The 12,287-nt window shown below is 71.9% G+C and carries 13 protein-coding genes; 2 read left to right on the top strand and 11 right to left on the bottom strand.

Going from position 1 to position 12,287, the window contains the following annotated elements:
• Positions 1-555 precede the first annotated feature (555 nt).
• Positions 556-1,848: a tyrosine--tRNA ligase gene (gene tyrS / locus AB0B94_RS31300; RefSeq protein ID WP_357289155.1), complete on the bottom strand. Its 1,293-nt coding sequence runs from the start codon at positions 1,846-1,848 to the stop codon at positions 556-558.
• 99 nt (positions 1,849-1,947) lie between these two features.
• Here tyrS and AB0B94_RS31305 point away from each other — a divergent pair, with 99 nt between their 5' ends.
• Complete coding sequence (locus tag AB0B94_RS31305) at positions 1,948-2,337, top strand: PaaI family thioesterase (protein WP_357288937.1); 390 nt, start codon at positions 1,948-1,950, stop codon at positions 2,335-2,337.
• A 22-nt stretch (positions 2,338-2,359) separates the two neighbouring features.
• Here AB0B94_RS31305 and AB0B94_RS31310 read toward each other — a convergent pair whose 3' ends face one another.
• From AB0B94_RS31310 to AB0B94_RS31330, 5 genes are all read right to left on the bottom strand, one after another.
• Positions 2,360-3,697, bottom strand: a complete 1,338-nt coding sequence (locus tag AB0B94_RS31310) for a hemolysin family protein (RefSeq protein ID WP_357288940.1) — start codon at positions 3,695-3,697, stop codon at positions 2,360-2,362.
• 202 nt (positions 3,698-3,899) lie between these two features.
• On the bottom strand, positions 3,900-4,541 hold the full coding sequence (locus tag AB0B94_RS31315; protein ID WP_238671087.1) for a YgjV family protein: 642 nt from the start codon (positions 4,539-4,541) through the stop codon (positions 3,900-3,902).
• 9 nt (positions 4,542-4,550) lie between these two features.
• Positions 4,551-5,051 (bottom strand): GNAT family N-acetyltransferase, encoded by a 501-nt coding sequence (locus AB0B94_RS31320; protein WP_357288944.1) that lies wholly within the window; start codon positions 5,049-5,051, stop codon positions 4,551-4,553.
• A 39-nt stretch (positions 5,052-5,090) separates the two neighbouring features.
• Positions 5,091-6,566, bottom strand: a complete 1,476-nt coding sequence (locus AB0B94_RS31325) for a serine hydrolase domain-containing protein (protein WP_357288947.1) — start codon at positions 6,564-6,566, stop codon at positions 5,091-5,093.
• Positions 6,567-6,615: 49 nt separating this feature from the next.
• On the bottom strand, positions 6,616-7,119 hold the full coding sequence (locus AB0B94_RS31330; protein ID WP_357288950.1) for a helix-turn-helix domain-containing protein: 504 nt from the start codon (positions 7,117-7,119) through the stop codon (positions 6,616-6,618).
• Positions 7,120-7,247: 128 nt separating this feature from the next.
• On the opposite strand from AB0B94_RS31330, the gene AB0B94_RS31335 reads away from it, so the two are divergent.
• Positions 7,248-8,120 carry a universal stress protein gene (locus tag AB0B94_RS31335; RefSeq protein WP_357288953.1) on the top strand — a complete coding sequence of 291 codons (873 nt, stop codon included), beginning with the start codon at positions 7,248-7,250 and terminating at the stop codon, positions 8,118-8,120.
• Here the strand turns inward: AB0B94_RS31335 and AB0B94_RS31340 are convergent.
• The 5 genes from AB0B94_RS31340 to AB0B94_RS31360 form a co-directional block, all read right to left on the bottom strand.
• Positions 8,113-8,748, bottom strand: coding sequence for an FMN reductase (locus AB0B94_RS31340; RefSeq protein ID WP_357288956.1), 636 nt, complete (start codon positions 8,746-8,748; stop codon positions 8,113-8,115). The genes AB0B94_RS31335 and AB0B94_RS31340 overlap by 8 nt on opposite strands.
• On the bottom strand, positions 8,745-9,887 hold the full coding sequence (locus tag AB0B94_RS31345; protein ID WP_357288959.1) for an LLM class flavin-dependent oxidoreductase: 1,143 nt from the start codon (positions 9,885-9,887) through the stop codon (positions 8,745-8,747). The genes AB0B94_RS31340 and AB0B94_RS31345 overlap by 4 nt, the downstream gene beginning before the upstream one ends.
• Positions 9,888-10,049: 162 nt before the next feature.
• Positions 10,050-10,325, bottom strand: a complete 276-nt coding sequence (locus tag AB0B94_RS31350; RefSeq protein ID WP_357288963.1) for a ubiquitin-like small modifier protein 1 — start codon at positions 10,323-10,325, stop codon at positions 10,050-10,052.
• A 2-nt stretch (positions 10,326-10,327) separates the two neighbouring features.
• Positions 10,328-11,413: an exo-alpha-sialidase gene (locus tag AB0B94_RS31355; protein ID WP_357288967.1), complete on the bottom strand. Its 1,086-nt coding sequence runs from the start codon at positions 11,411-11,413 to the stop codon at positions 10,328-10,330.
• Positions 11,414-11,500: 87 nt separating this feature from the next.
• Positions 11,501-12,142, bottom strand: a complete 642-nt coding sequence (locus tag AB0B94_RS31360; RefSeq protein ID WP_357288970.1) for a DNA-3-methyladenine glycosylase — start codon at positions 12,140-12,142, stop codon at positions 11,501-11,503.
• Positions 12,143-12,287 lie beyond the last annotated feature (145 nt).

Below are 12,287 nucleotides of genomic sequence, written 5' to 3' on the forward strand. Positions count from 1 at the left end.
AAATCATAATTGGCACTGGCTTTACAAGCACCCTGTTGAGTTCTCAAAGAACAACCACACACCGACCAGAAGCCCCACCACGTGGAACCCCAACCCGGGGCTTTTCCGTACCCCGTCCCCAGCGCTATCAGCGCCAGGCACTTTTACTACGTTACCCGCTCGTTTCCACCGTGTCAAACCGATATTTCGCGGTTCGTCATGCTTCAACCGATAATGCGGGCACCATGTCGCAACCGGCTTGCGCCGCTCTCGTCATGGATTCGGCAGGCCGGCCGTCGCGATTTCCCGCGACCCGCCCGGTGCCCTGCCGGTTCGTAACCATACCCGGTCGGTTTCGCGGCGCCAAATCCGCCTCGCGGCGATTCTGGCGGCACCTCCCGGGTGGGGCTCCGGTGGGCGTGCCCACCCGACCCCCAGGCCGTTGACCTGCGCTCCGGCCGCTTTCGGCTTTCGCCTGTTTCGTCCGTTCCGCGCTGGCAGAGAGAAAGTTACGCGTCCGGCGGGATGATCGTCAAATCCGCCGGACGCGTCCCCCGTCACATCGTCGACAGATGGCTATTCACCCAGCTCAACGCCGGCGAAGGAGCGCTTTCCCCGGCGCAGCACCAGGTATCGCCCATGCAGCAGGTCGGCCGGCGACACCTCGGCGTCCACAGCGGTCACCCGGTTGTTGTTGACGTAGGCCCCGCCTTCGGCGATCACCCGCCGAGCCTCCTTGAGGCCACTCACCAGACCGGAGTCGCGCAGCAGACCCGCCACATCCGGCAATTCGCCGGTGAGGCGTACGAGACCCGCCTCGGTCAGGGCGGCGCGCAGGGTCTCCGGCGCCAGCTCGTCCAACGATCCGCGGCCGAAGAGCGCCTGGCTGGCGGCGATCGCCTGTCGGGTCTCGTCGGCACCGTGCACCAGGGTGGTCAGCTCCTCGGCGAGCGCCCGCTGCGCCAACCGGGCCGCCGGTCGTTCGGCTGTCGCCTTCGCCAGCTCCTCCAACTCGTCGCGGGTCCGGAAGCTGAAGTACCGCAGGTAGCGGTCCACCTCCTGGTCCTCGACGTTGAGCCAGAACTGGTAGAACGCGTACGGGCTGGTCATCGTGGGGTCGAGCCAGACGGCGCCCCCCTCGCTCTTGCCGAACTTCGTGCCGTCGGCCTTGGTGACGAGGGGCGTCGTGAACGCCTGGACCGGCCCCGCGCCGCGTCGGCGGACGTAGTCGACGCCGGCGGTGATGTTGCCCCACTGGTCGGAGCCACCGAACTGGAGCTGACAGCCATGCCGGCGGTGCAGTTCGAAGAAGTCGTTGCCCTGAAGCAGCTGGTAGCTGAACTCGGTGAAGCTGATGCCGGTCTCCAGCCGGGCCCGCACCACCTCCCGCGCGAGCATCTTGTTCACCGGGAAGTGTTTGCCCACGTCGCGGAGAAACTCGACGATCGACATCTCGCCGGTCCAGTCCAGGTTGTTGACCACCTGGGCCGCGTTGTCCCCGGTGTACGACACGAACGGCGCCAGCTGGTCACGGATGCGCTCGACCCAGCCGGCGATCACCTCGGGCGGGTTGAGGGTCCGCTCGGCGCTCTCCTTCGGGTCACCGATCTGCCCTGTCGCCCCACCGACCAGCAGCAACGGGCGGTGGCCGGCGAGTTGCAGCCGGCGGGCCGTGGTGACCTGCATGAGGTTGCCGACGTGCAGGCTCGGGGCGGTGGGGTCGAAGCCCACGTAATAGGTGGCGGCCGTCCCGCCGTCGAGCAGCTCGCGCAGCTCGTCGAGGCCGGTCGAGTCCTGGATCAGGCCACGCCAGAGCAGGTCGTCGGTCAGGGAGTCCCGCCCGGGCGGCGGAGGGCTGCTGTCGGTCACGGTCACCGATTCTCCCCCATCGCCGGCACCAACCCGTACCGGGTTTGGCGCAACCCGCCCCGGCTAGGCTTGCGCCCGTTGATCAAGGAGGGCCTTGCCATGGAGATTCCGGATCTGACGGGCGGTCTCGTCGCCCTGCTCGGCCTCAAGTTCGAGGATGCCAGCGCCGACCGGGTGGTCATCAGCTGGCAGGTCCGCCCCGAGCTGCACCAGCCGTTCGGCATCCAGCACGGCGGGGTGTACTGCTCGGTCGTGGAGACCGCGGCCAGCGTGGGTGGCGCCCTCTGGCTGGCCGACCGGGGCAGAGTGGTCGGGGTGTCGAACCAGACCGACTTCCTGCGGGCCGTCCGGGACGGGGAGCTGAGGGCTGTCGGCACGCCGGTGCACCGGGGCCGCAGCCAGCAGCTCTGGCAGGTGGAGATCACCGACGCCGACGAGCGGCTGGTCGCCCGTGGTCAGGTCCGGCTGCAGAACCTCTCGCCCGCCTGAGCGGCGGCATCAGCCGGACCGGTCAACTGCGGGCCTCGTCCAGCATCGGCTCCGCGGCCTGGTCGGTGTCGGCGTCGCCGTCGGCTTCGTCGGGTACGCGGCTGAGCCGTACCTCGGTGATCGCCCGGTGGTCGATGCCGGCCACCACCAGCACCCAACCGTCGAGCGTGACGTCCTCCCCCGCGACGGTGGGGATGTGCCCGAGCCGGGTCAGCACCAGCCCGGCGACCGTGGTGTAGTCACCGGCCGGGCGCGACGGCAGCTCCACGCCGATGTCCGGCAGGTCGTGCACCGGGAAGGTGCCGGGCAGCACCAGCGCACCGTCGGGGTCGCGCCGCACCGATCGCACATCCCGGTCGGTCTCGTCGTAGATCTCGCCGACGATCTCCTCCAGGATGTCCTCCAGCGTCACGATGCCGTCGACGGCGCCGCGCTCGTCCACGACGAGCGCGATGTGCTGACGCTCGGCCTTGAACTGGCGCAGCGCGTCCACCACCGGTAGCGAGTCGGGCAGCAGCATCGGCGGTCGGGCGATCTCGTCGACCGGCCGGTCGTCGGGCACGCCCACCAGGTCACGCAGGTGGATCACTCCGGCCGTGTCGTCCAGCCCGCCGTGGCGCACGACTGGCGCCCGGGAGTGCCCGGTGGCGGCCAGCACGAGCCGCGCGGCCTCCGCTGTGGTCCCGCTGTCGAGCGTGAAGACCTGCAACCGGGGTACGAGGACAGCCCGCAGCCGCCGGTCGGCGATCTCCACGGCACCCGCGATGATGGTGCGCTGCTCCTTGGTGAAGCCGTGGTTGCCGGCGACGATGTCACGCAGCTCGTCCGGGCCGATCTCCTCCGGCTCGTGTTTGGGGTTGAGCCCGACCAGGCGGACCACCACGTCGCTGGTGGCGCCGAGCGCCCAGACGGCCGGCCGGGTGAGGCTGGCCAGCAGGTCGAGCGGGCGGGCCACCAGCAGCGCCCAGCGCTCGGCGGACTGCATGGCGATCCGCTTGGGCGCCAGCTCGCCGAAGACCAGGGTGACGAAGGTCAGCGCGAGGGTGACCGCCACGATGGCCACCGTCTCGGCGGCGCCGCCGAACACCCCGAGCAGCGGCACCAGGGGTTTTGCCAGCGAGACCGCCGCGGCGGCGGAGGCCAGGAAGCCGGCGAGGGTGATGCCGATCTGGATGGTGGCCAGGAAGCGGTTCGGGTCCTTGGCGAGCCGGGCCAGCACCCGCCCGGCCCGGCTGGTGCGCTCCAGCCGCTGGATCTGGCTGTCGCGCAGCGACACCAACGCCATCTCGCTGCCCGCGAAGAGCGCGTTGATCACGACCAGGACTCCGACCAGGGCCAGTTGGCTCCCGTAGCTCTGCACGCCCGGTTCGCTCCCTCGTGGTGGTGGCACCGGCCGCTACACGCGGCACCCGCCGGTCGGCGAGCCCGCCCGGCGTAGGCGTGTCTTTGCCCCGTCCGGTGCCGGCCGAATCCTGCCCGGGCGACGCTACGCCGAATCGGGCGAGGTGACGCTACGCCGAATCGGCGTCGGTGAGGCTACGCCGGCTGGGGCGACGGTGACGCTACGCCGACTGGGGCGTCGGCGACGTCGGCAGGTCGAGGACGTACGAGTCGCCCTCCGGGCGGAAGCCGAGCCGGTGGTAGTAGGGGGCCACCATCCGGGGCGGGCTGACCACCCGGTGGAAGCCCCTTTCGGTGAACAGGTGGCTGCGCCGGTAGACGAACTCGCCCGGGGTGAAGTCACGGAACTTCGGGGTCACGTAGTCCAGGTCGATCTGGGCGACACCGTGCGCCTCGGCGTGTGACAGCACCACGCCGACCACCTCGTCGGCCGTGACCACGAGGAACGCCGAGCGCCCCGACGCGTCCGGGTCCCAGTGGAAGCCGGGGTTGAACCGGGCGATGTCGGCGGCGTGCACCCGCAGCGTGTGCGCGAGGAACTGGTCACCGACGCCGACCTCCACCACCTGGTAGGTCTTCTCGTCGTGCCGGGTGGCGAGCATCCCGCGCAGGTACCAGATGTTGATCACCGCGAGCACGACGTTGAGCCCGACGCCGGGCCAGACCTCGATCGCGGCGTTGTAGCCGATCAGCACGAAGCAGCCGACGAGGTTGAGTGCCCGCAACCGCAGGATGCGCGACTGCAGCAGCGACCAGACCAGCACCGCGGAGCCGGCCCAGCCGACGAGATCCAACCAGTTCACGCCGCGAGACTAGTGCCCGCCCAGGTCAGGGCCGTCGGCGGGCAGCTCCAGCAGCCACTCCTCGACGTCTTCGCCGCGGCCGTTGGCGTACCCCGAGTCTTCGCCGACCACCACGAACCCGCACTTGCGCAGCACCGCGAGGGAGGCGGCGTTGTCCTTGGCGGCGCGGGCGTGCACCGGCCGGGGCAGTTCGCGCAGCAGGGCGGCCAGGGCCGCGGTGGCGTGGCCCCGACCCCAGCGCGCCCTGTCGATCCAGTAGCTGACCTCGGTCTGCCCCTCGGCCGGGAAGGCGGTCACGTAGCCGACCACCTCGCCGTCGACCTCGGCGGTGCGGACCAGGTTCGCCGGGTTGGTGAGCACCCGGGCCCAGTGTGCGGCGAACTCCCGACGGTCAGACGGGTCCTTGGGGCCGAAAGCGGCCATCCGGTTGGCCTCCGGGTCCTGCTGGTGCAGGAAGAACTCGACGAGGTCGTCCTCACGGACCGGGCGCAGCAGCAGATCGGAGGTCATCGGCCGAGGGTACGCAACGGGGGGGACAGCGGTGCCGAGTCAGCCGGCGACGGCTACGACCGCCAGCACGGCGGCGCCCACGGAGCTCGCCACCGACAGCAGTCGACGCCACGGCACCCGCGCGTCGACCACCGGCAGGGCCCGCCACCGGGTCGCCGCCAGGGCCACCCCCGCCGCCGACAGGCAGGCGCCGAGCGGCCACAGCCAGGCCGGCACCACGGACCAGTCCCCCAACCGGTGCCCCAACCCCAGATAGGCGAACGCCCAGACCGCCGCCGCCAGCAGCGTCACCTGGTCCAGTTGGCGACGGCGGGCGGTGCCGAGCAGGGAGATGCCGCCGAGGAAGGTGAAGGCCACCGCGAGGCCGGCGCCGATCCACGGCAGCACCATCGACGTCGCCGAGTCGGCCTCCTTCGGTGGCACCCCGAGCAGGCGCAGCCCGATCGGCTCGACGCCCTTGTCGGTGTTGCCGAGCACCACCACCGCCCGGCCGGTCGCCCGTTCGAGGCCGACGTAGGACCGGAACCCGCCGGTAGCGCCGTTGTGCCAGACCACCTCTCGGTCGCCGTGCCGGGTGGTGAACCATCCGTACCCGATGCGGGTGTCGTCGTCCTCGCGGTAGCGGGCGGTGGCGGCGTCGGCACCTGGTGCGGTGCCGGCGAGGACTGCGGCGAGCAGCCGGCCGAGGTCCTGCGCCGTGGACCAGGGGCCGGTGCCGGCCGGCGCGTAACCGGCTCCCGCCCACGGATCGAGCGGCCGGCCGCTGGCCCGGCTGCCCTGGGCGCGATCGGCCGGCAGGTCGTCGTCGCGGGTGGCGACGATGGTGGCCGTCATCCCGAGCGGCAGTAGCAGGCGGTCGTGCAGCAGCTCGGGGTACGCGACGCCGGCCTTCGCGGCGAGCGCGTGGCCGAGCACGGATGGCCCGAGGTTGGAGTAGTGGACCTCGCCGCGCTCGTCGTCCTCGGTGCTGACCCGGTCGGCGGCGCTGCGGATGGCGTCGACGCCCTGCCCGGCGTAGGGGTTTCCGCCGGAGACGTTGGACCAGAGGATGCGGGCCCATCCCAGCGGGGAGCCGGGGGCGAGCCGGGGCAGGCCGGCGCGGTGGCTGGCGAGTTCGGCGAGCGTGACGTCACGGGCGGGACCGGTGACCTCGGGCCAGGTGCTGCCGAGCCGGTCGTCGGGGCCGACGACGCCGGCGGCGACCTGGTCAGCGAGGAGCATGCCGGTGAGTGCCTTGGTGACCGAGCCGATCTCGAACGGGGTGCCCGGCTCCACTGGTCGACCGGCGAGGTCCCGGTCACCCAGTCCGGCGGTGCGGATCCGGCCGTTCTCGACCAGGGCGACGGCGAGTCCGCGCAGCCCTGGCGGGTCGGGCGTGGCGGACCGTACGGCAGCGGCCAGGTCGCGATCGCCGGTGGTCTGCGCGCCGAGTCGGGGCACCCGGGGCATCAACGCTACCCCGACCAGGCCGGCGATCAGCGCGACGACGAGGACGGTGACGGTCGGCCGGCGCATGGTGGTTCCTCCGTGGGGGTCGTCGGATGGGCGGCCTAGCCGCGTCTGGTCAGCGGCCGGCGGCGGTGAGGATGGCCAGCAGCGGCACCACGCGTTCGGCGGGGACCGCGTACCGGCCTCGGCCGGTGCTGCGCAGCCAACCGGCGGCGGTGATCTGGCGCAGGTGGTGATGCAGTTGGCCGGTGGTGCCCAACTCCTCGATCTCGGCCAGCTCGCTGGTGCTGTGCCGGCCGCCGATGATCTCCCGCAGTAGCCGCAGCCGCACCGGGTGGGCCAACGCGGAGAGGATGCTGGACAGCTCCGTCCAGTCGACGGCGAGCAGGTCGTCGACGGTGCGGCCGTACTGCCAGTCGTAGTGCTGGTCGCCGACGCGGACGGTGCCGGTGTAGAGCACCGCGCCCGACCCGTCCGTTGGCAGGCGCTGTTTGAGGCCGTCGAGCGCCCAGAAGGTGCCCTCGGGCGCGGGTGGCGGCGGCGGAGCGGCGGCGAGCCGTTCGCTCAACGCGGCAACCTGTGCCTCCAGCGCGGCGAGTCGATCCTCCACGGTATCCATGCCATCGATAATACGAACATACGTAATTACGTGCAAGCGTCGAGTCGATAGGCCGCCGGAACCGGCGCGTCCGCCCCTGCGGCGCGGCCGAGCGGTCGACAATGACCTGACCGACCCAGGGAGCGCCGATGAACCGACCTGTCGTGGTGGGCGTTGACGGATCGCCGTCCAGCCTCGTCGCCGCCGAACACGCGGCGCGGGCCGCCGTGCTCCGGTCCCGACCGCTGCTCCTGGTGCACGGCTACCTGCATCCGTCCGGCTACGGCGTGCCGCTCAACCCGTACGACCTCGGGGTGCCGGCGCCGCCCGAGGAGGCGCAGCAGATGTTGGAGCGCACGGCGGCCGAGCTGACCGGCCGATGGACCGGCCTCGCCGTCGAGGTGCGTCAGGTCCTCGGAGGCCCGGCGGCCACCATGATCGAGGAGTCCCGCCGGGCGGAGCTGGTGGTGGTGGGCAGCCGGGGCCTGGGCGGGTTCACCGGTCTGCTGCTCGGCTCGGTCGGCGCGCAGGTGGCCGCGCACGCCCACTGCCCAGTGCTGGTGGTCCGCCCGGACGAGCAGCCGATCCCGGTCGACGGCCCGGTGCTGGTCGGCGTGGACGGGTCCGAGTCGTCCCGGCTCGCCGCGGGCCTGGGCGCCGACGAGGCGAGGCTGCGGGACGTGCCGCTGGTGCTGGTGCACGTCGGTCCTTCGAACGAGGACCGGAGGGTGCCGGACGAGATCGAGGAGTCGCAGGCCGTGTACCAGGCCGAGGCGGTGACACTCCTCGCCGACGCCTCAGCCGCGGTGCGCGCCGCACACCCCGACCTTGTGGTGCGGGAGCATCCGGTTCGGGCGGACGGCGCGGCCCAGGGGCTCATCGAGGCCAGCGGCACGGCGTCGCTGCTGGTCGTGGGCACCCGGGGCCGGGCCGGGTTCGCCGGTCTGCTGCTCGGCTCGGTCAGTCAGGCGACGATCCAGCACGCGCACTGCCCGGTGCTGGTCGCCCACCCGGTCAGCTGACCGGCTCGCCGTCACCTCTGCCCAGCATCTGCAGGAAGTCGGTGGTGAGGGCGAACGGGTCGGCCGGACCGGTGGCCGGTGGCCGGCGCTCGATCTGGTCGGCCAACTCGCCGGCGGCGCGCCGGATCCGAGCGCGCAACGCGCCATCGGCGGTGCCGTCGGACCAGTCCTCCGGGGCGGCGAAGACCGCTGTCGGGACGACCACCGACCGGAGGTAGGCGAACATCGGGCGGACGGCGTGTTCCAGTGCCAGCGAATGCCGGGCGGTGCCGCCGGTCGCGCCGATCAGCACCGGCCTGTCGACCATCGACTCGGAATCCAAGACGTCGAAGAAGGACTTGAACAGCCCGTTGTACGAGGCGCTGAAGATCGGGGTGACGGCGATGAGCCCGTCCGCCCCGGTCACCGTGTCGATGACCTCGCGAAGCGCTGCCGGCGCAAACCCGGTGAGCATGTTGTTCACCACGTCGTGGGCGTACTCGCGCAGGTCGACGACGTGCAGCTCCACGTCGGAGCCGCGCCGGACCAACTCGTCGCGGGTGGCCGCGGCGAGCTGGTCGGCGAGCAGCCGGGTCGACGAGGGCTGACTCAGCCCCGCCGAGACCACGGCCAGGGTGCGGCGGGTCATCGGGTCGCCCCCTCCGGCGCCTTGCCCGTCACGTCGTCGACGGCGTGCACGGTGCTGTCAGTGGCACCGCCCGCGGCGACGACCAGCGAGGCGTGCGTCGGCGCCGCCGGCACGTGCGCCGGACGCAGCGCCGCGAACTCCTTGCGCAGCACCGGCACGACCTCCTCGCCGAGCAGGTCGAGCTGCTCCAGCACTGTCTTCAGCGGCAACCCGGCGTGGTCCATCAGGAACAGCTGCCGTTGGTAGTCACCGACGTACTCCCGGAAGCCGAGCGTGCGGTCGATGACCTGTTGCGGGCTGCCCACGGTCAGCGGGGTCTCCCGGGTGAACTCCTCCAACGACGGCCCGTGCCCGTAGACCGGGGCGTTGTCGAAGTAGGGCCGGAACTCCCGGACCGCGTCCTGCGAGTTGCGGCGCATGAACACCTGCCCACCGAGGCCGACGATGGCCTGGTCGGCGGAGCCGTGGCCGTAGTGCGCGTACCGCTGGCGGTAGAGCGCGATCATCCGCTGGGTGTGCTCCTTGGGCCAGAAGATGTGGTTGGCGAAGAAGCCGTCGCCGTAGTACGCGGCCTGCTCGGCGATCTCCGGGCTGCGGATCGAGCCGTGCCAGACGAACGGGGGCACGCCGTCGAGCGGGCGCGGCGTCGAGGTGAACGACTGCAACGGGGTGCGGTACTTGCCCTTCCAGTCGACCACGTCCTCGCGCCACAGCCGGTGCAGCAGGTCGTAGTTCTCGATGGCCAGGGGGATGCCGGCGCGGATGTCCTTGCCGAACCACGGGTAGACCGGGCCGGTGTTGCCGCGGCCCATCATGAGGTCCACCCGGCCGCCGGAGAGGTGCTGGAGCATCGCGTAGTCCTCGGCGATCTTCACCGGGTCGTTGGTGGTGATCAGCGTGGTGGCGGTGGACAGCAGCAGCCGCTCGGTGCGCGCCGCGATGTAGCCGAGCATTGTGGTCGGTGACGACGGCACGAACGGCGGGTTGTGGTGCTCGCCGGTGGCGAAGACGTCCAGGCCGACCTCCTCGGCCTTCAACGCGATGGCGACCATCGCCTTGATCCGCTCATGCTCGGTCGGCTCCCGACCGGTGGTCGGATCGACAGTGACGTCACCGACGGTGAAGATTCCGAACTGCATGACCAGCTCCTCGCGTGTCAACCGGGTGCCGTCGTGGTACCCGGACGCAGCTCTCAACTTATTTGACGACGCAACTATTCCGCCGGCGGGACGCCCCGCAGTGGCGCCGGTCACCCCCCGCAACCGGACATCGGGTCGGGAACTCCCACCGCGTGGGCCCGGTCAGCCGCCCGCCACCGAGGGCAGCACCTGCACCTCCGCGCCGTCCTTGACCGGGGTGGCCAGACCGCCGGAGTGCCGGCAGTCTTCCCCGTCGACGAAGACGTTGACGTAGCGGCGCAACTCGCCACGCTCGTCGCGGATGCGCCGGGCCAGCCGGGGGTGCGCGGCGGCCATCTCGTCGAGGACCGCCCGTAGCGTCCCGGCGGCGGTGACACTCAGCCGACTCGCGCCCCCGGCCTCGCCGCGCAGCGGGCCGGGCAGCAGCACGGTGACCACGCTCAGACCTCCGCGGCGCGAACGCAGAGCACGTCGGGCAGGTGCGCCGCGACCAACGACCAGGAGTCGCCCTCGTCGCGGCTGGCGAAGACCGAGCCGGAGCGGGTGCCGAAGTAGACGCCAGCGGGGGTGGCGTCGTCGGCGCACATCGCATCGCGTAGCACCGCCGGATAGAACGGGCCCTCGGGCAGCCCGACCGACAGCGGCTCCCACTTGCCGCCCCCGTCGGCGGAACGGAACACCCGGCAGCGGTGGTCGGTCGGGTACCGCTCGCCGTCGGCCACCAACGGGAAGGTCCACACCGTGCCGCCGCGCCCCGGGTGGGCCACCATCGGGAAGCCGAAGTCGCTGGGCAGCCCATCGGCGATCGAGGACCAGGTGCGGCCGTCGTCATCGGAGCGGTAGACGCCGTGGTGGTTCTGCGCGTACAGCCGCTCGGGGTTGCCGGCGTCCCGGGCGACCTTGTGCACGCACTGGCCGAACTCCGGCCACTCGTCGGGCAGGAAGTAGGCGCGGATGCCGGTGTTGCCCGGCGCCCAACTCGCCCCGGCGTCCTCCGAGCGGTAGACCCCGCCGGTGGACATGGCGACAAGCAGCCGAGCCGGGTCACGGGGGTGGGGCAGCACGGTGTGCACCGCCTGACCACCGAAGCCGCCCTCCCACTGCGGGCGGTGCGGGTGGTCCCAGAGGGCCCGGACCAGCTCGAAGCTGCGGCCACCGTCGGTGGACTTGAACAACGCCGAGGGCTCCGTGCCCGCCCAGACGACGTCCGGCTCGTCCGGGCCGGCCGGCATCAACTGCCAGACCCGCCCGAGGGAGACGCCGGTGTCGGCCGGAAACGCGACAGGCGCCTGGTCGGGCTCGTCCCAGGAAGCGCCGAGGTCGTCGCTGGTGGCGACGCTGGGGCCGAAGTGTAAGCTGGTCATGCCGGCCAGCAGCCGCGGGGTGGAACGCCGGGTGTCGACAGCGACCGCGTAGACACCGGTCATCGGAAAGTGCGGACCGGTGATCTCCCAACTGCGCCGGTCGTCGGTGCTGGTGGCGAGAAACAATCCCTTGGCCGTGCCGATCGCGAGCAGTCTTGCCATGACGTCCTCCGAACCGTCGGTGAGCAGGTCCGGTGATTATGGCCACACCCCCCGACAGACTTCCGTGCCCACACGCGGACGGCGCGCTCAGCGCCGGATGCGGGGCACGTGCCGGCGGTACGCGCTGACCGTGGGGTCGCCGTCGAGCCAGAACCGCCAGGGCAGATCGTGGGCGCCGGTCACGCCGACCCGGGGGCCCGCCACCACCGTCTCCGGCGGCACCGGCCGGGCCGGCGGACGCAGGCGGACCGGGCCGTCGCCGAGCAGGTACGCCCCGTACGCCTCGCGGTCGATGCCGAGCGCGGAGCAGAGCCGGGCGGGCCCGCGGGCCAGGTCCACGTCCCGCCGGATGGCCGGCCGGCGCTCCCGTGCCGTGGGCAGCCCGTCGACCACCTCGCCGGCGCGCAGCAGCACGGCGGATGCCTCCCCCTCGACCCCGGTGACCACGTTCATGCACCAGTGCATCCCGTAGGTGAAGTAGACGTAGGCGTGCCCGGCGGGGCCGAACATCACGGCGTTGCGCGGGGTGCGGCCCCGATGGGCGTGCGAGGCGGGATCACCGCCACTTCCCGCGTACGCCTCGACCTCGGTGATCCGGACGGTGACCCCGCCGACGTGCAGCCGGCAGCCCAACAGCCCGCGCGCCGCCGGCAGCAGTGGACCGGCGAGAAGGTCCGCCAGCGCCACCAGGTCGGCGGCGGTGCTGCGGTCACCGGACGACAGGGTCATGTCCCCGACGGTACCCATCGCGCCACCGGCCGGGCGCGCTGACCTTTCCGCGCCGCCCGAACAAGACTCACGTCGCACATCGGACAGCCGGCCGAACTGTGAAACCCGAGCGCCGGTTCGGGAGTGTTCCCGATGTCGTCGCAGG

Origin of the sequence: Micromonospora sp. NPDC048986 (assembly GCF_040649335.1) — a bacterium.
GTDB classification, from domain to species: Bacteria; Actinomycetota; Actinomycetes; order Mycobacteriales; family Micromonosporaceae; genus Micromonospora; species Micromonospora alfalfae.